Origin of the sequence: Ensifer sp. ENS08 (assembly GCF_014852195.1) — a bacterium.
In the GTDB taxonomy this organism is placed as follows: Bacteria; Pseudomonadota; Alphaproteobacteria; order Rhizobiales; family Rhizobiaceae; genus Ensifer; species Ensifer adhaerens.
Window position 1 is genome coordinate 57,894 of record NZ_JACVBF010000020.1, and the last position, 20,650, is coordinate 78,543.

The window sequence follows — 20,650 nt, forward strand, 5'->3', positions numbered from 1 at the left end:
CAGTGGAGCTGACGGCTTACCGCCGGGCTGCAAGGAGGTATGAGAAGATGCGGCCGACATGCCAGATCTGGGCGAAGATGGTTCCGCCTTCCGCATGCACTGCATCGGTTACGCCCGCATGCTTTCACCTGTGCGTCGGACCGGGAACGAAGGCGAAGCCCTGTCCCTCCCGCGAGATCGGCGTTCCTTCGGCGTTCCTTCTGTCACGATCCAGCCCTTGCACGCTGACGGAGTAAAGGGCGGTTTCAGGGTCGGCTAGGGGATGGATCTCGATGTGGGCGATTGTTCCCGGGGGCAGTTGCGCGTTGAAGACGCGGATGGCTTCGCCGGACATGTGCTGTTCCCAGATCCGTCGGGAGGCCCATTCCTTAACGAAGACGTAGACCCCTTCTGGTTGAGGTTGCGATGAAGGTGATAGAAGTGGCATCCCACTTCAGCCCGCGTCGCGACCGACAGTTCCGCGGCATATTTTTCGAAGGCGTCTTTCCTGCCGGGTGTGGTCATGACGCGTGCCACGACCTGATGCTGCTGGTCATTTGTCTGTCCTGTCAGGCTTGCTTCGGCTTGCGATATGGAGCAACGCCCAAGCTGCTGACTGGGGGAAGGAAGCCGAGGCGCCGTTCCCGACCGGGAGCGGCGCTGGCCAATCGTCTGGCTGGTTTATTTCAAGCGCTTGAGCAGCTCTGCCGCTACGGCCGGAGCGGAGCCAGGGTTCTGGCCGGTGATCAGTTCACGATCGGTTACGACGTTGGAAGACCACGGTGCGTCATTGCTGACGAAATCGCCCCCCGCCGCCTGCAATGCCGTCTGTGGATAGAACTTCATCTCCCCGCCATTGAGCAGGCCCTTGGCAATTTCTTCTTCCTGATTGCTGATGACGGTCATCTTGTAGCCCGCATAGATCCAGCCCTCGGCCTTGGCCGAACCGCTTGTCTCCAGCTTGGTGGTGAAGGCCGTCGCATCGGGCAGGGCCGAGAGGAGCGCGATGGGGCCGTGGCAGGCAAGCGCCGTGGTCTTGCCCTTCGTATGGAAGTCGGCGAGCAGCTTGCCCAGTTCAGGGCTGACGAGAAGATCCTGCATCGGGGCATGACCGCCCGGCACGTAGACCGCATCGAAATGGTCGTAACCGATCTGCTCGACGCGGGCGAGGCTGACGACCGGCGAGGCGTTATCCGAGGTCAGCCTGAGTTTCTCAAGCATGGCGATGCTTTCCTGCATCGCGGCCTCGTCGCCGCCGAAATACATCTTGTCCACGGAGGACTTGTCCAGCGTCGGCGCCGTACCTTTCGGGGTCGCAAAGGTTATGTCGTGACCGGCCTCGGTGAGCGCCTTTACCGGCTGCATCAACTCGTTGAGGTAGAAGCCGGTCTCGAAAACCTTGCCGTCCTTGAGGTCGAGGTGATCGGAATTGGAAAGGACGACCAATACATTGGCGGCCTGTGCGCTGAAGCCACTTGTTCCAAGAGCAAGCGCAAGAGCGAGAGTGCGGATGGGTTTCATGTTTTTCTCCATGCCAAGGCCATTCCCAAACCGCACGGTCAGGGATGGTTGATGATCCGTTATGAGTGATGCGGGGTATTCGGTTATGCGGTCAGCAGGTCGCGGAGCGCTTCGCCGACGCCAGTCGCCGATTGCGGGTTCTGACCGGTGACCAGCCTTCCGTCGACGACGACCTTGGCCGTCCAGTCGGCGGTCGGATGATGATGCGCGCCGCGCGCTACAAGCGTGCTGGCAAGCAGGAAGGGAACCGTCTTGTCCAGCTTGGCGGCGCGCTCCTCGTCATCGGTGAAAGCCGCGACGTTCTTCCCGGCGACAAGATGCGCGCCGTTGCTCAGCGTAATGTTGACCAGTGCCGCGGGGGGCGTGGCACACGGCGGCGACGACACCGCCCGCCTCGTAGATATCGCGGGCGACGTTGTTGACGGCCAGACTTGTCGGGAAGTCCCACATTGCGCCGTGACCGCCAGCGATGAAGATGGCGGCGTAGTTTTTCGGATCGACGTCGGAAAGGCGCGACGTGTTGCGAACGGCGTGGCGGAAGCCTTCGCTGTTCCAGTAGCGGGCATTGGTCGTGTCATTGAGTTCGAAGCCGTCGACGGGCGGCTCGCCGCCATCGATCGAGGCGAACTCGACCGGGATGCCGGCGGCATTGAGGACGGCGAGGGGATGGGTGACTTCGCCGAGGTAGAAGCCTGTGGGTTCGCCGGTTTCGCCTTAACGCCATGGCTGGTGAGGACGAAGAGAACGGGTTTGATGTCCTGAGTTGCGCTTGTCATGATTTGCTCCTGAAATCGGGGACGAAGTTGGATCGCATTTGGTGGTGTGAACGTATTAAACCTGGAAAGGCGGATAAATGCGCCGCCCGGGAATTCATTTGTTCGCACGGGGACAGAATGGCGGTGAGCAGCACGCAGCGGCGGCTAAGCGAATGGGCTCGCTGTCCTCCTATCGTGTTCGTCCGACGCCAAATGCCTCAGAGCAATGCCCTGCCGATCGATGCACCGCCGTCGATAAACAGCGTCTGGCCGGTGATGAAACCAGCATTTCCCGACAGCAGGAACTGGATTGCCGCTGCGATTTCGTCTGGCGTGCCGAGCCGGTGCATGGGAACGCCGGCCAGATACCGTTCTTCGCCCTCGCTCCCCGCAGGATTGCTGGCGCGGAACAGTTCTGTTTCGGTCGGGCCGGCGCGACAGCGTTGACCGTAATGCCAGTTCGCGCGAGTTCGAGTGCCCATGTCCGGGTGGAGCTCACCAAAGCCGCCATTGCAGCCGCATAGGCGGTCCGCTCGGCGATGCCAAGAATGGTGAGGCTGGAAATATTGACGATACGTTCCCAACCGTTTGTCCGCATCCGAGGCAACGCCGCCTGCGCGGCCTGAATGGCGGGTTGCAGGTTAAGGCGAAGGACCGCATCGAGTGCCTCCAGTTCGACATCGGCAAGGGCTTGCGGAACCCTCAGACTTAAACGTCGCGTGGTCCGGCGTATCAACTGCGCGCCGAGACGAGTCTCGAGACGGGTAATCGCCCTGCTGAGGAGTGATGGCGTCGTCGAAAGCCCGACCGCCCCTCAGTCATCGAGCCTTTTTCAGCAACGGTGACGAATGCCTCAACGTCGCCCAAATGATCAAACCGCCGCCCTATTAGCCCCTTGCGAATAAGTCCGTTTCTTCCGAGCAGGTGTATCCGCGATTTTGGCAGCATCCGGAAAGCCTGCTTTATCTCGTATGGAACAAAGGCGCCTTGCGCCGTCCGCGCTTCGCCTAACCTCGAACCATTAAGCTGTGTAATGTTCCAGGAAGGTTTGCCCGCCTGTCCGGTCCCGCCGTCCCTGCGTAACCAATTGATTGTCCCATTCGGTCTACCAAATCGTCTCCGTAGCCAAAGTGCACAGGTCGCAAGCGAAGCCTCTCACCCTATCACGCCGCCTCATGTGTCAGGGGCATGACCGCGCAAGTCATGGAACTGGAGTAGGATAGGTGGGGTATATCGCGCCCTCTCCGGCATTTCCGGCCGGAGAGCCCTTCGCCCGAATCTCCGTCGCGAGATGATCGAGGTATTCTAGCGCTTCGTGAGTGGCGATCAAAGACGTCATACTCTCGTCCGTGCCGGCACGTATCAGATCGTTTCTAGCATTCTCCACGGCATCATGGATGAACCGGTTTGGATCATTGCATTGCTCGGCAGCCGACCGCAACAATTCACACAGCAATCTTTCGTTGACGCGCATCGCCGTAACGGCCTGGCTCAACATGAGGTTAATTTTCTGGACCTTCTCATCTTTGATCCTGCGAGCCATCGGAATTCTTCCTGATCTACTTCTACGCATGCCTGCGGCCGTTCCAAAGTCCAACGGCGAGGCGAATACATTTGTTCCGCGCCAGAACGCTGCTTGAGCGACGAAGCTGGCGCCCCCTTCTGCACGTTCATCCTGGCCACTCATGATTGAGGCGAGCTGCAACAATGAAACCGGCTTGTGGGACATGGCGCGAGGCGGAGCCTCGACCCGATGCTGACCGGGCCCAGTTGGCCCCGTCCCACTTCCTTCTACCCGGGGTCTAAACAAGAACTGCTCGAATTCGTGCGGTAGTTCGAACAGAGTTTGAACATGGCAACGCGCCGAACGTCCAGCGGTGTTTGCCTCGCGGTCAATAGTGCCTGCGCTTCCGTTGGCGAAAGCGAGGCAGATCGTTTGTGACTCGAGCGGATGGCCAGCCGTCCCCAACTGCTAGCCGCCGGGCATTAGTCGTCTCCCGGCCGGAACGCAAGGGATGTTTGAATGATGGAACCATGATGGCTAAAGTCTGATTTGATCTTTCAGCATTTTGGCGCCTCCACAGTATCCGGTGTAAAGCATCGCGGCATCGACAGCGTACGGTTCGAGTTCGACATAGCGATCCGGCTACAGGTCGAGGTCGATCCGCTCCAAAGGCTAGAAAGTGCGTGCTTCCTTAGAACCGCACTGTGAGCCCCAGCATCGGACCCTGCTGAGTGACATCGAACACGAATCCGTCATTGCTGTAATCCACGCCCAACGCGCGGTAGCCGGCAATCGCCGAAATAGTATCGTTGAACCGGTAACCAATTGCTGCCGCAACGTCCCAATCGAGATCAGCGCCACCAGCACCGACAAGGCCCCAGCCGATTAGGTAGATTTCGGATGTGAGCGAATAGGTGCCGCGGAAGCCGGCCAGACCGTCTACCCAGGTTGCCTGATCGATTCTGGTGCGCCCATCGAGAACGCCGCCGTGGAAGGAAAGCTCGCTTTCGACGGACCATACGCGCATGCCAGCAACCAGGTCTAACCGCGCTGCATCGCTGTCGATAACGGAGTATCCCGCGCCGAGCAGCGCGGCGAAGGTTTCCGATGTGAGCTCGACGTCTGTCGCAAGCACACCTCTTGGCGTGCCCGACTGCCCCGAAATCTTCGTATACATGACATCGGCAAAGATGCTGTACGGACCGTTGCGGGCTTCGCCGATCGCCATCGCACCGAACTCAAGATGGTCGAAGATGTCGCTGAAACTGGCATCGACATCCACCGCCGGCAGCCCGAACTGCGCAACCTCCCCCGACAATCCGGCCGCCCAGAAATAGGGGGCAAAGGAAAAGGTCCATCCGCTTTCGGTGGTCGTCTGCTGAAGCTCGGGCGTCATGGGGGAATAGATGTCCGTGGCCTTTGCCGTCCCAGCGACGAGGCAAGTCCCGATTGCCGCTAGAGTACGAACGATGCAAATCCTCATGATATCTCCTGTTAGGGCCGCTCTTGCGAGCAACCTTGTTGTAGGTCTTCGTTCAACCCGGCGTGAGACCGCGGCCTGATCAAGTGTCTTTCGGGTGCCGTTTTCTATCGGGCTATGGGTTGCATTTTCCGGATCTCGTCTGATTTTCCTTCCCGCATGCGCTATCGGCCGTGTTCGATCTTGCTCTGCCGGAGGGTCCGACGAGTGTCTCCACATGATGGGCATAGTTTTGCCGGGTATTTTGATCCACGATCGCAGCTGGAGCAGCAACGACCAGGCCCGCAGCGGTACCAACCGTTTGTGCGGCCCCGGCAGTGGCCGCGACGATATGGTCGCCCAGCCCCAGTCTGCTGTCGGTCAAGGTTTGGCCGCCAGACAGACGGTTACCAATCAATTGTACGATTTCGGGCGACTCTGCGAACTTGGTATGGTGCAGATTGTCACCTGCCTTGATCTTGGTGAGATCCACGACGGTGATCCCATTCGCGGCCAGTTCCTCTTTGTAGGGCGACTGCTCCGGATCGATCGCTCCCAACCGGGAGACATTGCCCCAGACGCGCCGAGAAACGGCGAGCGCACGGTCATCGCGGGAAACGAAGAGTGTGAATCGCGGTCGCCGCTTGCCCATGTCGGCAATCTGCGAACCGAAGACGTCGACGTCGACGTCCGGCGCTGCCAACATGACATTCTTGAACTTTGCCGGCAGCCCGTCGTTGCGGATGGCCATCTGGCGCAAGGATTCCAGCGCCAGCCAATTGCCCATCGAATGTGCCAGGATGGAGACTTCCTTGACCTCGGGATCACGCGCCAGATATTGAAACAAGCGTTCTACGGCGTTGCGCGTATAGTTGGTGCTTTCACGATCGTAACCATAGGCCAACAAACTCCCGCGCGACGGCCAGGTCGCGAGCACCGGCACACTGCGCGCGCCCGAGTCGTGGACGATTTGCGCGAAACGGAAAACTGCGTCCTCGAAATGGTTGTTGAACCCGTGGATGAAGACCAGGACACTGCCGTCCGGGCTCTTGCGCACATGGCTGTTCAACCATCTTTCGGCGACGACGCGGTCAATTTCCTCAGCCTTCAGTGCGGCGAAATCCGTCGCCGGATTCGGTGGAAGCTTGCGCGGCCAGGCGACTTCGCCCGCCTTGCGGACCGTGTCAGGCGGTATCGACACGGTAATATCGGCGAATGTCGGGCTGAGCGCGCGCTCGCCGCTGAACATCTCGCCCGGTTTTTCCGCCCGGCCTCGGGTCGTCGTGACCAGCATTTCGACTTGAGCGGTCGAGGGATTGGCCGCTACCGGCGCGAGCACCCCTGTCGGACGGCCCGCACATGCAGAGAGCAGCGTCACGCATAAGGCGACCGACGGTAAAAACGGCCAGGATGGTACGCCGCCCTTGGCGTTCCGGAAGAGGCACAGCGTCAATTTAATCGCTCCCGTTAAGCACAGTATGCACGTCGGCAGAAAGAAGAGCGGCGATCGAAACGTCGCCGCGCCAAGGCTCCGAGCGTGCCATCGCTCACTTCAAATACTCGATCTTCAAGCTTGTAGTCTAAGTATGCGAGGGAGACTGGAGTGTAGCTGTCTCTGCCCACATCGAAGGCGTCATTCGCCGAAAACGCGAGCGGAGCGGAGCGCGGCACGCATCCCTTCGCTATCTTTTTGCCATCAACGCGGATAACGACGTCGAGCGGTGCGTCGTGATTGCGGCCGGCCTTGCGTGTTTCGACCTCTATGTTGATCTTTCCGTTCGGCAACGGATCGGACGATTCGAGGCGCGTCCGTTCGATCTCGATCAGATTGTACTCGCAGATTAGCTTGCCGTTCTCGACCCACAAAGCGACACCTCCCGAAAACGCACCCAGAGCGTAGAGCACGCCCTCGGAGTCCGGCCCGTCCGGCAGGGCTAAGCCCCACGCATATTCTGCGCCCTCGAGCCCGCCCCTGGCAGCAAACTCCCATTCGGCCTATGTTGGAAGATCCGCTCCACCGCGCGTATGCGAGGGCATCCTGGTCGGAAACATGAACGACTGGATGGTCATCCAGTCCTTTTGATGTTGCTTCCGGGGCCGTATGGATGACGCCAGCAGGCGCCTTTCACAAAGGACCACCATCGAGTCCAGTCTTGGAGACCAACGGTTCCGTTCGGCTGTTGAAATACCAATGAACCGGCATACAGCATCTCCAGCAAAATACCGGGATAGTCCGCGGGGGCGCGAACGGCATCGGCGAACGTGCGATAATTAGTAGCCGAGACAAACTTGGAAAACTGGGCGTTGGTCACCGGCGTCTCGTCGATGAAGAACCCGTCGACCGTCACGCGATGGGCCGATCCCTCCATCATGCCATCGCGCGGAGAAGTTCCTGGCAATTCGACGAGAGCCGATTGAGAATGCACCGGCGAGTCCCCTCAGTGTGCGTTCAAGGAGTTCACGGGCAGACCGCTGCTCCTGTTCATCTCAGTCGTACCTACAATGAAACCAGGCGGCGAACTTATCATTTGACGCCACGTCCGGTCTCAGAAACCTTGTTTCGCTAGTGATAAATACCACTTTTGATTGTTGTTCAAAGCGCGAATATTCGGAGCTTCGGCCGAGCTTGGCGTAAAAGGTTAAGACGCGACTTCGCTTCCGTTGCATCTTCAGAACTAGATGCCGTAATGATGAATGGGGCGCCCCACGGCTTTGGTGGCCTTTCTCGCAACAGCCCGTCGCAACCGCGAACGCTATTGGTTCAAAGGATTACTAACGGCATGCTGTGCCTTGAAAGCCTGCGGCAAAACTTCCGCCCCGATAAGGTGGGCGCCGTCATCTGCGTATCGAGGGAAACCGAATAATGCGTGCGCGCCTTATATCTATACCGATCTGCGGATACCACTTGCCAAATATACCGGCGGTCGAATATGTGAGAACTATTCATTTTCCGCCAATATCGTTTTCAGGAACCATTTCAGATCGCACCGATTCCCGTGATCTCGAGCCATGTCTTGCAAGGCTTGCCCGCGTTCGTTCGAAGCGAGCTCGGCGAGCGAGCGTTGCTGCGTGCCAACCGCGCCGCGGGCTTCGACGTAGAGCTGATCGAGGATCGCAATGTCTACATTCCTCAGCAGTCCGTGGTGGGCTTCGTCGAAGCCATGGCGAGAGCAGTGGGCGACGCGAATCTCGGTCTCCTGCTCGTGCCCAATATGGACGTTTCCGCGTATGGCAGCTTCGGGCGTTTTATCACTGAAGCGGACACGCTCGGCGAAGCGATCAAACGAAGTATCGTGGCACTGCAGTATCACAGTACTTTTGACAATTTGACGGTCACCACAACGAAGGAGGAACTACGCTTTGGTTACAAATTCGCTCTGGCCGGGTCTCGGGGTTATGAGTCGGTCGCATGTGCTGCTGCTGGCGAACTGCTGAGTCTCTTCAAGGCATATCTGCCTGACCATTGGCACCCCCTTCGCATCGAACTTGACATCCCGACCCCGAGCCATACCTCGCTTTTTGAGAACGTGTTTCAATGCCCGGTGATATTCAATGCGCCAGCAGTGGCGGTGGTCGTTGAGCGGCATCGGTTGATGGCTGCGTCGCGACGAACATCTCGGTCGATCTTGACTCTCGAGGACGTGGCTCGCGATCGTCCAGGGGGTGCACCTCGGAGTTTGTTGGAAATCGCCACTGCACAGATTCGGGCACAACTCCTCGCGGGCGATGTGTCGATCGAGGATGCTGCGCGGACAATGGACACGAGCGTTCGGACGCTGCAGCGTGAACTTCGACAGGCAGGCGCCGACTTTCGTAGCCTGACCAGTGCGGTGAGAATGCAACGTGCGACGGAAATGTTGCGTGATGGGAACGTCTCGATCACCAACATTTCGGAGGATCTGGGCTATTCTTCTCCCGCTGGTTTTTCCCGTGCTTTTCGAAAGGCTACCGGATTTGGACCTCGCGAGTTTCGCGTCAAAGAGAACCTGTCCACTGCTGATCCTGACAGCGAATCCGCAGCACGGAGTGGCGGCCTATAGTCGAACCGCGCTAAAGGCAGTTCCTCTTTCTTCTTCACGTGGCTTTCGACGGAATCGGGCCGGCTAGACGGTGTCCGGCGTAACAGTCTTACCTGGACGCTGCCGCACGGCCAGCGTCGCGGCGGCTGTTTCCTTTTCGTCACCGCTAACTTGAACCACCGGCTGTGCAAAGTCGATCCCATTGTCATGGAAAGCCTGCATCAGCATCGCGTAAGCCTTCCGACGGATCACAGTCTGTTCCCCCGGCTTGCAGGTGAAGGCGATACCAAGTTCGATTCCGTATTCACCGATCTGCTCGACGCCTTTGAGCTTGAGCGGCTCGATAAAGAGCGATCCGAGTTGCGGATCGGCCTGCAATTGGGCGCCGATTTCCTTAATCAGCTTGCGGACTTTATCAACATCAGTTTTGAAAGGGACACGGATGCGGAATTTGTCGACACTCCAATCGCGGCTGGCATTCTTGATCGCGCCAAGCGAACCGAACGGTACGGTGAAGATTGGCCCACGGTGGTGCCGCAGTCGCACGGAACGAAGGCTGAAGGATTCCACGACGCCTGTATAGTTTCCGGCTTCGATGTATTCCCCAACCCGGAAGGCATCGTCCAATAGATAGAAGATACCGCTGACCACGTCCTTGACCAAGGTCTGCGAGCCGAATCCAATTGCAACACCGACGACGCCCGCGCCTGCGACCAGCGGGCCGATTTTGACGCCCATCTCCGAAAGAACCGTGAGCCCCGCGACACACAGAAGCGCTGCTGCCAAGGCGTTGCGGAAAACAGGGAGCAAAGTGCGAAGCCGGCTTTCTCGCGCGAGCGCGTTCGACGTCCCTTCATCGCCAACGTCGCTCAGCTTGCTTGTAATGTAGGCTTTTGCCAATTGCCAGACGAGGTCGATAATGAGCAGAATCACGACGCTGTTGAATGCCCCGGCAATGATCGTCCGGATCAGTGTCACTTCACCGGAAACAAAAGGGAAATTGTGGCGCCAAACGAATGCGACCCAGTCGACCGCTGCAATAAGGATAATAGCCCGCGTTCCGCGGACGAGCAGCACCGACTTAGCGTCCGGTAGGCTTGAACGCGAGGGCGAAAGGGTTAGACTGTCGGCAATCGACAATGCGCGGGGCACGAGGGCGAGCATCATGCCGAGCCAGAATAAAGCCAGGAAGTCGCCGCACCAAAGCAGCCACAGGACGACTGCACCCGAGATGCCCATGGCGCGAGAGACACGGCCTTGCAAAGATCCGACATCGCTGGAGCGCTCACGCCAGATCATCGCGACTGCGATAACGACAAGCGGAATGGACAATCCAATAGCAAGAGCCGATCGAACGTCAGCTGCAACTGCAAGCCGCTCGCATATGGCCGAGAATGCCATCGTTGCCGCCAGCAGCGCGACGAATATTTGGGTCCGCGAATAGGAGCGGGCCGACACTATGGACGCGGCCAGCGCGATGCGCAAGAGCGCGGTCGCGAGCCTCCAGGCGATCAATGCGACGAGCGAGTAGAGTAGGACCACACGCATGAGTGGCGGCCAAGTGAACAGAAAAAAGAAGATCGCAACGCTCGCCGTGAATATGGAGAGCGTCAGAATCTCCGTGTAGGCCTGCCCCCGGGGGAGGGCCTCTGGCAGTGAACGACGAAAGATCCATTCGGTGCTAACCGCAATCCCTGCGATGATAACGAACATCAGCGCCGCGGGCACCAAACCGCTGCTCCGTGCCTCTTGCCGAATCGCAGACACGACTCGGGAAAGTTCATCGCCGACCCGAGGCACTGCGGCAAGAAGTGCATTGAAACGGGCACGTGAGCGGGCCTCCCATTCCTCGATGAACCACACTGCCTCATTGTCGCGGGGCTCGGAAAGGGCGTCTTGCTTCCGCTCTAGCCAGACCCTTACGTCCTCATCCTCGAGAAGACGCAGCAGTTCGTCTATCTTGGACGGTTGCGCAATTCGGGCCGCAGGCGTTTGCGCCTGTAGGTTCGTAAGCCCACAAAGGCACAGAAACAAACTGAATAGCAAAGGCCGAAGAATGTACATAGAAGCTCGGTCCACTAGATCAGACCCCATTTGTCAAAAATTGGTCTCCAAAAACCAAAGACAGGGCCGAAACTAACGTGGTTTCATTCATCATGGCGCGGTGTATCTCCATCGCACCATGCTTGCACTGATGGACGTCGATAGTTCGTGTTTGCAGCCGCCAAGGACCGGAGCCGTGGCAGCTGCATGCACGCTGACAGAATCAGCTCACCTTCTTCACCGGCGGTATCGTCCAGGAACCATCAATGATGGAGGGATTGCTCTCGTTGGGCCAGTAGAGCCGCATCATGAGGATGAACTTTCCCTTGGGCGCCGGGAGCCAGTTCGATTCTTTGTCGGATCCGGGCGACTCATGTTGGATAAACAGGTCGATCGAGCCATCCGGATTGGCCTTCAGCGGTTGGCGCGCGCTGATCGAATAGCGATTGAGCGGATTGTCGACAAAGAAGTAGCCCGCATCATACATGGTCAAGGACCAGAATCCCGAAACCGGTGGCGTAAGTCCCTTTTTGAACGTGAGAACGTAATTCTCGGACCCGTTATACGCCCGCTTGATTACCCCGTCGCCGGACTTCAGCGAGGTCGGATAGATCGCATCCTGCGGCCGGTTCGCCCCAAGACCGATCGCAGTGATCAAGGCACGCTGGACATAGTTGGTGCCGTAGATGCCGGTCTTGGTCGTGAAGCCCCAGCCGTCGATGTCCTGTACGTCGCCGTCGCTGAATTTGAAATGCGTCATGATGCGCGCGAAGCCGAGCTCAGGGACGCGCTTCACAAAAGCGGGATCGAACTTGGCCTTGTCGAAGTCCTGGCCCGGAACGATGCCGAGTTCGGCGAGCTTGGCGACCATAGGTGCATCCGCGTCGGTCGGCGGGTTTCTTTTCAGGAGCTCGGCAAAGAGGGTGAAGTACGCGATGGCGTCCATGCTGTTGACTTGCTCGCGAACGGCAGTCTCCATATCGATGGCCGGATCGACCTTGCCCTTGGGGGCGGTCCACTCCTTGCCCCATGCGCTCAAGGGATAGAGCTTCACTTCATCCTGCAGCTTATGAACTTCTGCGTAGTCCTCCGGCGTCCCCGTGCAATAGATGCGTCCAAGCAGCCAGACGATGCTTGTCGGCGACTTGTATTGGGTCACGCCTTCGGGAAGTGTTCCTTCCCAGCCTGGTCCGGTAACAACGAACGTCTGAGCCTCGGTGCCTGTGGTACGTTTTCCCGGGACGTCGAAGACAGTTGTCCAGCCATCCAGCATCGGAAATAGGGCATACCGGTCTTTCAAATCGGGCAGGCTCACCACCCAAGGCTCGTCCCCCACATCAAAGAAAGCCGTCGTATAGAGGGTATCGGCGTTCGGCGCCGTCACGTCCCGAAACTTCGCGTCTGGATACTGGCGCAGCTTGATCAGATGCCCCATGGGGCCACGGGTTCCCTCGGGCTCCGCGACGTTGGTAATCACGCGCCGGGTCATTTCCATCGTCACGAGGGGGTAGGCGTAAATGTAGGCTTCGACTGCGAGCGCGAACTCATCGAGCCCTTCCGGCAGATCTGCCACCAAACCGTCGGCGGCAGCAGCAGGCCTAGCGAGAGAGCCTGCCGCCAGTACTCCAAGACCGGCGGCCGTCAAGTCACGACGCGTAATATCCATTCTGTCCCTCCATCAAAAAATTGAGTTGCGATGTAATGCACTGAGTTCAGTCGATGTAAACGAGGACGTAACGCCCGCCGTACGGTTGGTAGTAGACCCCGCCGCAATGCCACACCGCGGTGCCATTGACACTAGTGCTGACGCAGCCCGTGGGAAGTGCGGCGACATACATCGTGGAGCGGCGGATCACTCGGCGCGTGGTACGGCGGGCAACACCGGCGACACTTCCTGGTGTCAGCGGGCGTCCCACGACCGCCTGCGCCTCGGGTACGATCGAACCGAACGGCGCGGGAACGAGAGTGTCTGCCGCAAGCATCGCTAGGCCGGCGATGGCGACTGAAAGGATCTTTCCGTGCAGCTTGCTCGTCGTCATTGCCCCGTCTCCAGAGAAAGCTCGCCGGTGACATCGGCGTGGACGTGTTCCAGCTTGTTGGCAGCCGCTGGCGGCGTGAATTTAAACTGCGCGGCGTCGATTCCATCCCACTTCCAGTCGCTGAGCCGCAGCGTATACTGCGGCGCCCCGGTCGTCCATTTGGTCGTGATCACATATTTGAGCGGCAAAGGCCCGCTGCCCTTGCTGATCCAGATCTGCCAGTCGACGATATCGGTCCTGAAGGCGAGCTGATCGCACTCCACCCCGTTGACGAATGCCGATCCGACAACGATTCCTTCTGTCACGCCGTCAGTGAGGACGGCATAAGGATCGCCTGATAGAAATTCCGCTCCCGGAGCGTCAAGTCCGGTAGTGGCGCGAAGCTCCTCGGCTGCATCTTCCACACTTTGGCCGGGGCTCTGCAACTGCGCGTAAACGTTCCGTGTTTTGTCATGCAGTGATATCGTATCGCCATCGAATATCACCTCCGCGCTCGCAAGGGGGCCCATGCGCTTCATTCGAAAACCTTGTGCGCGATCGACGGCGATGGAGCCGGAGGCGCTGTACTGGATCTTCTGACCCTGCAGATTGACGACTTCCTGATCCGCGTCGTAGGCGACACTAAGAGTCTGCGTCGACTTGAGATTTTCGCTCATTGCGGCGAGGATCCGCTCGGCCTCCGGCTCGATTCTGTTCTGCGCCGATACCGGCCAAGCCACCACACTACCAGCAACCACTAACATCCCTGTAAATCGGCGCCGCCAAGCCGCGCTAAGTAACCTCAGTCCGCCAGTCATTCGCTCACCCTGAAGCCTCGTTGATTTCGCTTTGCCGGCCAGGACTCGCAACAGTTCTTGCTCCTGCGAACAACTTGGTTGTGAAGGCCCCCCAGCCAGTGGCATTACTGCTGTATTAGCCGCGTTTCTTCTTACCATTTCACGCCAAGTCGCACTTTCAATGTTACATTCAGCGCACGCTTTCGGAATAAGGTTAAAGGGGTCGGGGCAGCGGACGTTGCAACGACACGCAAATCTGCGGTTGATTTTGAGGAGTCTGATCGCGTCGCAGTAAGGCGATCCGGCTTGCGTTCAAGTGTCAGGAATGCGGGCGAGACCGCAAGCAAGTCTCGGGCGCCGAATACGTCGGTATTGGCATGACTGCGCAGATCATTGACTTGGCGTGTGACAGGTTGGGTACATCGGTGCCCTCACATGCATTTCCGATTGGAGAGCCCTCCGCCCATATCTCCGTAGCGAGGTGATCGAGGTATTGGAGTGCTTCGTGAGTGCAAAGACGTCATACTGTCATCCACACCAGCGGCAGGGGACTTCACCCCTCAAGCGCCCGTCATCCGGCTTCCTCCGCTCCGCGTTCGTTGCGAGCAAGCAAGTGCCCGCAGGAAAAGCGATGACCGACAGCAACCGACGCCTGGGAACCGCCCGAATGGTTTCGGTGACGTCAACCATTACTCGGGTCGGCTGCTGATTGGTCAGCCGTCCGTGGAGAACCATTTGCTGCTTGGCGAGTTGGATCCTAGCGAAACCCAAAGAGTGGCAGCATCGGGATTGGTAAGAGAATGCGGTGCTCCTTTTCCAAATCGCCGGGGAACGCGCAACAGATGAGGAGGTCTCTGTGTCAATTTTCGTTCTAATCAGTGCCGCTTGCATCGTGCTCGGCGTACTTCTCCTTTGCTGGGAGGCACTTGCGGGGCGCCCATTGAGCCGTCCGCGTACTTCCGACGATGGCGCACCTCCGACACTTGAGCCAAAAGGACAAGGCCTTGGCTTCCTCGGTCCAACGAGAAATTGGGCGGGAGTCAGCCTGATTGCGGCAGGCATGATCATATTCCTCTTGGTTCCTTGATGAACGATCGACCTGGCCGCGTGCGGCCCGAAAGGGGGCAGTACCGCGGACGGCGAGATCGCTCGATAGTGAAGGCTTGACCCATCGAGGTTTTATCGCCGCGCGCTGATCCGTATCGCCCCAAATCGAGGACTGGCCGGTGGTCGATCGATTCTGCAAGCCGGCGTCACCGGACGGGTTTGAGTCCGAGAGCCGATCTTGGACACAGATAACATGAAAATGTTTGCCATTTTTGCAGCGGCGCTGAGGAGTAAATGACGAATGGTGCAGTGTCGCTGCGATAAAGCACCGAGACCGCGGAACATTTCCTTTCGGCTGTGTTTGGGCGCGTACACCAGCCGAGTGGACGGTGGTGCGCCAACCGAGGAGAACGAAAATGCCAAACCAAGGCGGCAGCAGCGAGCAAAATCGAAAAGCTGGCGAGCAAGGTAGAAAGAACGAAAACAAGCGTGCATCCAGCAGCCGAGAAAGCGGAAGCGGGAAGAGCTCCGGGTCCGGGGGCAAGAAAAGCGGATCCAGTGGCGCCTCCGGCGCGAGCCGTAGCAGCGATCGAAAGAGTTGAGGTCTTTAAGATGGCAAGCGGACAAGGACGCGAACGACCTGATGATCCCGTGGGCAATGGTAATGGTGTTCGACACAGCGATGAGCAGGATCCACGAAAGCCCCTCCCCGGATCTGATGAAGAAAACGCAGATGAGGAATTGGACGACGACGAAGAAGATGAAATCTCCCCACGGGAGCCGGAGCCCGATGAGGAAGATCCCGATCTGCCGGCTCGCGAGTAGAACCTGCTGGGTTTTCTGACGTGAAGAAGGACCGCCCGCCAAAGCCGCGGGCGGTTCTTTTTTTGCCTAGCCTACCCTGAAAAAACTGAGCTGTGGAAGATTGGGGCCCGCAGCAATCCATGCCAGAAACTCGCACTTGGAAACGGCGGTCGAAAAAGTACGAGGTGTGCGATGAGGTGCTGCGTTTAGCTACCACTGACCGATTAACAGGCTCGCGGCCCTTCTGGCTGGTTGGTGGGCGTGCGGGTGCAAGGGTGGTTCCTCGATCGATAGTTTATGGACGACTGCGAAGACGGCTTTATCGACACGTATGGATCATGCCCCACCGGCGGCGCCGACATGCGCGGGAGTGATCGACTTTCACTGACTGTTTCACGAACGATCTGGCGGTTCGCTGTCGAAGCCGACGTCCCATTCTTTTTTCCCCGGCATCCTGAGAGCCGGTGATGACGGTCGGTTCGCGCTGGCAACCCCGTAGGCCTCGCGGTCCGCCTGGAATGGGGAGAACCCCGCCTGGGACGCGGCGAACGCTTCGGTCTCGCGTTTATTCTCCACCGCGGCGTTCCTTCGCTTTCAAGGCGTGGGAGGGGCGGTTGCGCTCGGGGTCCTTGTTTGTCTCGCCCACGGCGTCACGTGCCGTGTCGGGGTCGTCTTTGGCTGGTAGATAGCCACGCGGCCTAGACTCTTTGGGGCCCTCCCAGCGGGGGGATTGGTCGGTCGTACCGGGCGCGCCGTCCCGAGGTTTGTTAATACCCATAGTCACGTCTCCTTTCCGGTATTAACTGCTCCGTCTTCTCAATGTTCCGTTTGCTAGGGCAATCCTCCCCTCTTGGGGTGAGGGGGTTAACAGGTTTTGACTCTGGAGACACGAAGCGCAGAAAAATCGAGAGGATCACGGGAGCAGCCCTGGACAGGAATTCTAGATTTCAATTCTGGAACCGAACCAGTATTTGGGACTGCCCGCATGTTGTCAGACCGTCGTCGCGGGACTGCCGTGGCTCCGCGCAAAGCTCCGGAGAAAAAGGAGGAAGAGCGTGATCCCGAGAGAGTAGGCGTAACGCCTTGGCGGATAGGCCGCCAAGGCGCACGGGCAACGGCCCTTCAGGCTCATAAGCATGCTTTGCAGGATCCCCGCTTGTCGCTATGAGGCACAGACGGATAAGACCGTCGCTTCTATTTCGAACATTGCCGGCGGGTGGCAGAGGCCGTCCAGCGTAACGAGGCCCAAGTCGTGGCCTACCTGCATGATGTTGTCGAAAGGGGAGGGGATGGACTCTCGACCGTCTACCGGAGGAGGGATTCCCCGAGATCCTGGCGGCCGTCAATGCGATGTTACGCCGCGACCACTAGGCCTAGGGAGGATGCCGTTCGCCGGGCGTCGGCGAACGCCATGTTTCGGCGTGTCAAACAGGCCGATCACGAGGGCAACCTCGCGCAGGTCCAGACGCTGGGGAGAATGGCGCGAAGTACGCAGAGAGCCTTGGGCTGCTGAATACGCTACGAAAATCACGAATAGCGAGCTGCTCCACGGAACCGACGGCCGGCCCCAAAAGTTTGTCACTCCATCGGAACCACTGCTAAACGGGAGGAATCCAATGAGCAGTTCGACGACCACCGACCATGACGTGATCCGTAAATGGGTTGAACAGCGCAAGGGCCGGCCCGCTGCGGTTCGCACGAAGGGCAAGGGTGGCATTCTTCGGATCGACTTTGGCGAGAAGGACGAGGACCTTGAAGAGATCAACTGGGATGAGTTCTTCGAGATTTTCGAGAGCAGCCGGCTTGCCTTTCTTCATCAGGAGAAGACGGAAGGCGGCAAGACTAGCCGCTTCAACAAGTTCGTCGAGCGTGAGTCGACGGACTAGATGGCTCGCCCCGGGTCTGATGAGAGGAATTCCTGGGTGAGGATTCCATCTGCGCGGAGAAGCGATTGCCAAGCGATGCATCGTGCGTTTTGTCTGCCCCCGCTGGATACCGCCTCTTTTACGCGGGGATAGCGATGTGCAAGGTAAATGGCGACGAAAGCGGGTAGCGTTGTTGCAAATGAAGGAAACCTCTGGACCAGTCTGATATGGTCGCCATTGCCTGCCGACGGGGCGTCGCGAGCATGACGCTCGTTGACTGGGAAGTCGGCGCGTTCTACTCGAATTGTCATCGTGCTTACGTCAGGGACTGGGAGCGGCCCGTCCGCGACCAGCAGGAAAGTTCCACCGACGGCACTCCTATCGAAGGAGACCGTCGCTCCCGAATTCGTCCCATCCGCTCAGGCCGGTCGCGGCTTCGTCGGCTCGTTCGCTTGGTTTGACTTTTTCCTTTTTCTTCAGCGACCGCGTCAACTTCGCCTGACACGCGGCCCGCCTGCGATTTTCCGCTTTCGCCGCTATATCTTCTTCTCGCCACTCATCGACGGCACCACGGTCGAGTAGATCTTCGACGACACGAGGATCGAATATGTGAAAGGTGATCTTCTTTGCGCGTCCTTGTAGCCTCACCGTTCGCGTCCCGGCGCTGGGCAGACGACCGTCTGCGAGCCAGCGCTTCCGCTCTGATGCCGTGATCGTCAGAATATCCTCGATCTCTCGAGGAATGATCGGAAGGTTTGCGATGCCGTCCAACGCGCTGGAGACGGCCGATGCCGTAGCTCTGAAGGCTGTCTTCGAAGTCTCTGGCATGACGAGGATCAGCCCGCCTGGCTGCATATCCAGCGACTTCCGGATCGTGGATGGTAGCCGGGACCGGATTCCTGCAGAATACCCTTAAGCCTGACACCAGATCCGAGGGTCGCCACCACGGGAAGCGGCCACTCCCTGATCAGTTCGGGATCGTCACTTTCCTTGCTCTTTGTCTTCGTCTTGGGCATTCCGCAGGAGATGGTGTTGAAGGGGCCGCGCGTCAACGGAGCTTGGGATGATTTGCCACGTTCCCTCCTCATATCTGTGTCGATGCCGAGTTGGTTTCCGGTCATGGGACCGCAAAACCCCGTTTAGAACTGAAGAGATGCCCAGGTTCCGGCGGACCGCCGGGACAGACGCCTACCTCGGTCGATCGGCCGTTACATAAAGCTTGGGTGCGAGCCGAGGCGGCACCAGCGCTGACATTGACGCCAATCAGCAGCATGGTATCGCCTTCCGGGCTGTACTGCTCAAACCAGTGCCGAGCGAGCTCCCGGATCGTTTCAAGCCGGACACCTTGCGATTATCGCTTACGGTCTCCTTTTCCGGCCAACGCGCCGCTGCGCCTCAGCTTCGAAATTTCAGCGTCTGGACTTTTACTTGGAACGGGCGAGTTTCATGCGTCAGGACTTTTACCTTTCGCTCACAGAGGGCCAGCCAAACTGACTCGGCACACGCCCGCGATGATACGCGGCACATCTCAGCGAGCCGGGCACGGTTCACCGTCCAGCGGCCGGTGAGGAACATGAAAGCGGCGATTGAGCCGATAACAATCCGGAGCGCAGCGATAGGCAGGCATAGGGATTCTAGGAATGGCGCAAGATCAAAAGCGCCCGCGCGACTGGTTCGTGATCGTCGAAAACGATTATGTCCTTCAGCTCTGATGAGCCGGCGTGGGCTAAGCGGCGCGCGCTGTTATCATGGCGCGCAGTGCTGGCTGTTGAGGAGGCCAGCATCACTGGAACCAATTCGGTGGCACTCGAGTTGGTGCTTCGACGGATGCGAACCGTACTACAGCCCTCCTAAGTTTGAAAGTCTTGCCATGCGCTACGAAGACACCAAAGAGCAATACAGTAAGGTAGTGCGTGGCTGGAATGCGCGTTACGACCTGAATGAGTTTATCGCGCAGCATGGGCTCCAACCACTGGCCGCGCGCGAACTCTTTGCAAAATTCGGACCGTACAAAGTGGATCTGGATCGCAAAGTCGCAGAGCTACGGAAGGCACGGCACAAGAATCGCTGATCCGTCAGCGGAGCATTCTTGCCGAGACAATGGCCAGACGACGTTTCGTGAACGCATCGGTTGCACCTGGGGTCCCTGTGAATCAATCTAACCGATCCCGAAAAAGGCTAGAATTGCGATCACGATAACGACGAGGCCGACGAGATAGATAATCTGGTTCATGTCACCTTCCTTTCCCCGAATCAACGGCTGCCAAGCCAATAGGTTCCTCGGGCCCCGTTCGGGAATGGTTTGCGAAGTTGAGATGCGTCTTATGCAAAGCGATCACACCCGGTATTGATGATTGCGAGCCAGGTTTCATCGATCCGCGCGGGCTGGAAAGACCGAGCGCCGTCATCGCCTGGCTGTGTGTCCCAACTCCTTGTCAGGCGCTCCTTACCCGTGCATCCATCTCACCGGTTGCGTCTCTTCCACTCGCGATATGGCGCGAGCAACTGACCCGGAAATCGCTTTTCAATTTCTTCTTCGGTTATTACAATGCGCGCCAACACCTCGTCGCGTTCCGCGCCTTCGACACGTTCACTCGCAGCCTCCAGATCAGTCATGACCGAAAAGACTTCGTCCTTGGTCATCGCCTCAAGTCGGTAGGCGAAATCTGCGACGGGAATGTTGTTGAAGTTCGCCATGGTTCACCTCTAGCCTTCCCAGCCCTAAAGCTAGATTCGGCTCGAAAGTTCCCGGAGGCCTACCGCAAGGGCCGTCCTGACAAAATATCGCATGTGGATTTCCTTTTCGTTTCGATTTCGCTGTGGCTGGACCTCCCTTTCA

At 58.5% G+C, this 20,650-nt stretch carries 15 protein-coding genes and 6 pseudogenes; 4 read left to right on the top strand and 17 right to left on the bottom strand.

Annotation, left to right across the window (positions count from 1 at the left end):
• Positions 1-256: 256 nt before the first annotated feature.
• From IB272_RS29865 to IB272_RS29905, 10 genes and pseudogenes are all read right to left on the bottom strand, one after another.
• Positions 257-504, bottom strand: a pseudogene (locus IB272_RS29865) (putative quinol monooxygenase); the annotation flags it as partial.
• A 156-nt stretch (positions 505-660) separates the two neighbouring features.
• On the bottom strand, positions 661-1,500 hold the full coding sequence (locus tag IB272_RS29870) for a type 1 glutamine amidotransferase domain-containing protein (protein WP_192445624.1): 840 nt from the start codon (positions 1,498-1,500) through the stop codon (positions 661-663).
• An 83-nt stretch (positions 1,501-1,583) separates the two neighbouring features.
• Positions 1,584-2,276, bottom strand: a pseudogene (locus tag IB272_RS29875) (type 1 glutamine amidotransferase domain-containing protein).
• Positions 2,277-2,473: 197 nt separating this feature from the next.
• Entirely contained in the window at positions 2,474-2,737 is a 264-nt protein-coding gene (locus IB272_RS34785; RefSeq protein WP_246810477.1) for an SDR family oxidoreductase, read from the bottom strand.
• Positions 2,738-2,742: 5 nt separating this feature from the next.
• Positions 2,743-3,024 (bottom strand): annotated as a pseudogene (locus tag IB272_RS34790) (SDR family NAD(P)-dependent oxidoreductase); the annotation flags it as partial.
• A gap of 432 nt (positions 3,025-3,456) precedes the next feature.
• Complete coding sequence (locus tag IB272_RS29885) at positions 3,457-3,984, bottom strand: hypothetical protein (protein WP_192445625.1); 528 nt, start codon at positions 3,982-3,984, stop codon at positions 3,457-3,459.
• A gap of 466 nt (positions 3,985-4,450) precedes the next feature.
• Positions 4,451-5,242 carry a hypothetical protein gene (locus IB272_RS29890; RefSeq protein WP_192358493.1) on the bottom strand — a complete coding sequence of 264 codons (792 nt, stop codon included), beginning with the start codon at positions 5,240-5,242 and terminating at the stop codon, positions 4,451-4,453.
• Between the two features lie 112 nt (positions 5,243-5,354).
• Complete coding sequence (locus IB272_RS29895; protein ID WP_348646827.1) at positions 5,355-6,596, bottom strand: alpha/beta hydrolase; 1,242 nt, start codon at positions 6,594-6,596, stop codon at positions 5,355-5,357.
• 206 nt (positions 6,597-6,802) lie between these two features.
• Positions 6,803-7,138: pseudogene (locus tag IB272_RS29900) on the bottom strand (arylsulfatase); the annotation flags it as partial.
• A pseudogene (locus IB272_RS29905) lies at positions 7,139-7,590 on the bottom strand (SUMF1/EgtB/PvdO family nonheme iron enzyme); the annotation flags it as partial.
• 690 nt (positions 7,591-8,280) lie between these two features.
• On the opposite strand from IB272_RS29905, the gene IB272_RS29910 reads away from it, so the two are divergent.
• The gene (locus IB272_RS29910; RefSeq protein WP_244496894.1) at positions 8,281-9,258 is read left to right on the top strand and encodes an AraC family transcriptional regulator; all 978 of its coding nucleotides are present in this window, start codon (positions 8,281-8,283) and stop codon (positions 9,256-9,258) included.
• 63 nt (positions 9,259-9,321) lie between these two features.
• On the opposite strand, the gene IB272_RS29915 is transcribed toward IB272_RS29910, so the two are convergent.
• From IB272_RS29915 to IB272_RS29930, 4 genes are all read right to left on the bottom strand, one after another.
• On the bottom strand, positions 9,322-11,301 hold the full coding sequence (locus IB272_RS29915; protein WP_162727182.1) for a mechanosensitive ion channel family protein: 1,980 nt from the start codon (positions 11,299-11,301) through the stop codon (positions 9,322-9,324).
• Between the two features lie 202 nt (positions 11,302-11,503).
• Positions 11,504-12,946: a DUF1254 domain-containing protein gene (locus tag IB272_RS29920; protein WP_192445626.1), complete on the bottom strand. Its 1,443-nt coding sequence runs from the start codon at positions 12,944-12,946 to the stop codon at positions 11,504-11,506.
• A gap of 46 nt (positions 12,947-12,992) precedes the next feature.
• Positions 12,993-13,319, bottom strand: coding sequence for a hypothetical protein (locus IB272_RS29925; protein WP_029742860.1), 327 nt, complete (start codon positions 13,317-13,319; stop codon positions 12,993-12,995).
• Positions 13,316-14,116, bottom strand: a complete 801-nt coding sequence (locus tag IB272_RS29930; RefSeq protein WP_246810473.1) for a DUF2092 domain-containing protein — start codon at positions 14,114-14,116, stop codon at positions 13,316-13,318. The genes IB272_RS29925 and IB272_RS29930 overlap by 4 nt, the downstream gene beginning before the upstream one ends.
• A gap of 1,638 nt (positions 14,117-15,754) precedes the next feature.
• Here IB272_RS29930 and IB272_RS29935 point away from each other — a divergent pair.
• Positions 15,755-15,967: a hypothetical protein gene (locus IB272_RS29935; protein WP_134888074.1), complete on the top strand. Its 213-nt coding sequence runs from the start codon at positions 15,755-15,757 to the stop codon at positions 15,965-15,967.
• A gap of 544 nt (positions 15,968-16,511) precedes the next feature.
• On the opposite strand, the gene IB272_RS35170 is transcribed toward IB272_RS29935, so the two are convergent.
• Positions 16,512-16,724 (bottom strand): hypothetical protein, encoded by a 213-nt coding sequence (locus tag IB272_RS35170; RefSeq protein WP_029742856.1) that lies wholly within the window; start codon positions 16,722-16,724, stop codon positions 16,512-16,514.
• A gap of 838 nt (positions 16,725-17,562) precedes the next feature.
• On the opposite strand from IB272_RS35170, the gene IB272_RS29940 reads away from it, so the two are divergent.
• Complete coding sequence (locus IB272_RS29940; protein WP_192445627.1) at positions 17,563-17,832, top strand: hypothetical protein; 270 nt, start codon at positions 17,563-17,565, stop codon at positions 17,830-17,832.
• A gap of 357 nt (positions 17,833-18,189) precedes the next feature.
• On the opposite strand, the pseudogene IB272_RS29945 reads toward IB272_RS29940, so the two are convergent.
• Positions 18,190-18,827 (bottom strand): annotated as a pseudogene (locus IB272_RS29945) (hypothetical protein).
• 854 nt (positions 18,828-19,681) lie between these two features.
• Between IB272_RS29945 and IB272_RS29950 the strand changes: the two are divergent.
• Positions 19,682-19,882: a hypothetical protein gene (locus IB272_RS29950; protein ID WP_192445628.1), complete on the top strand. Its 201-nt coding sequence runs from the start codon at positions 19,682-19,684 to the stop codon at positions 19,880-19,882.
• A 392-nt stretch (positions 19,883-20,274) separates the two neighbouring features.
• Here the strand turns inward: IB272_RS29950 and IB272_RS29955 are convergent, their stop codons facing one another.
• On the bottom strand, positions 20,275-20,508 hold the full coding sequence (locus IB272_RS29955; protein ID WP_029742822.1) for a hypothetical protein: 234 nt from the start codon (positions 20,506-20,508) through the stop codon (positions 20,275-20,277).
• Positions 20,509-20,650 lie beyond the last annotated feature (142 nt).

What these genes read in the sequence shown, in the direction of transcription:
- IB272_RS29870 (WP_192445624.1), bottom strand. Translation starts at nt 1,500, where the DNA reads ATGAAACCCATCCGCACTCTCGCTCTTGCGCTTGCTCTTGGAACAAGT.
- IB272_RS34785 (WP_246810477.1), bottom strand. Translation starts at nt 2,737, where the DNA reads ATGGGCACTCGAACTCGCGCGAACTGGCATTACGGTCAACGCTGTCGC.
- IB272_RS29885 (WP_192445625.1), bottom strand. Translation starts at nt 3,984, where the DNA reads ATGTCCCACAAGCCGGTTTCATTGTTGCAGCTCGCCTCAATCATGAGT.
- IB272_RS29890 (WP_192358493.1), bottom strand. Translation starts at nt 5,242, where the DNA reads ATGAGGATTTGCATCGTTCGTACTCTAGCGGCAATCGGGACTTGCCTC.
- IB272_RS29915 (WP_162727182.1), bottom strand. Translation starts at nt 11,301, where the DNA reads ATGTACATTCTTCGGCCTTTGCTATTCAGTTTGTTTCTGTGCCTTTGT.
- IB272_RS29920 (WP_192445626.1), bottom strand. Translation starts at nt 12,946, where the DNA reads ATGGATATTACGCGTCGTGACTTGACGGCCGCCGGTCTTGGAGTACTG.
- IB272_RS29925 (WP_029742860.1), bottom strand. Translation starts at nt 13,319, where the DNA reads ATGACGACGAGCAAGCTGCACGGAAAGATCCTTTCAGTCGCCATCGCC.
- IB272_RS29930 (WP_246810473.1), bottom strand. Translation starts at nt 14,116, where the DNA reads ATGACTGGCGGACTGAGGTTACTTAGCGCGGCTTGGCGGCGCCGATTT.
- IB272_RS29935 (WP_134888074.1), top strand. Translation starts at nt 15,755, where the DNA reads ATGGCAAGCGGACAAGGACGCGAACGACCTGATGATCCCGTGGGCAAT.
- IB272_RS35170 (WP_029742856.1), bottom strand. Translation starts at nt 16,724, where the DNA reads ATGGGTATTAACAAACCTCGGGACGGCGCGCCCGGTACGACCGACCAA.
- IB272_RS29940 (WP_192445627.1), top strand. Translation starts at nt 17,563, where the DNA reads ATGAGCAGTTCGACGACCACCGACCATGACGTGATCCGTAAATGGGTT.
- IB272_RS29950 (WP_192445628.1), top strand. Translation starts at nt 19,682, where the DNA reads ATGCGCTACGAAGACACCAAAGAGCAATACAGTAAGGTAGTGCGTGGC.
- IB272_RS29955 (WP_029742822.1), bottom strand. Translation starts at nt 20,508, where the DNA reads ATGGCGAACTTCAACAACATTCCCGTCGCAGATTTCGCCTACCGACTT.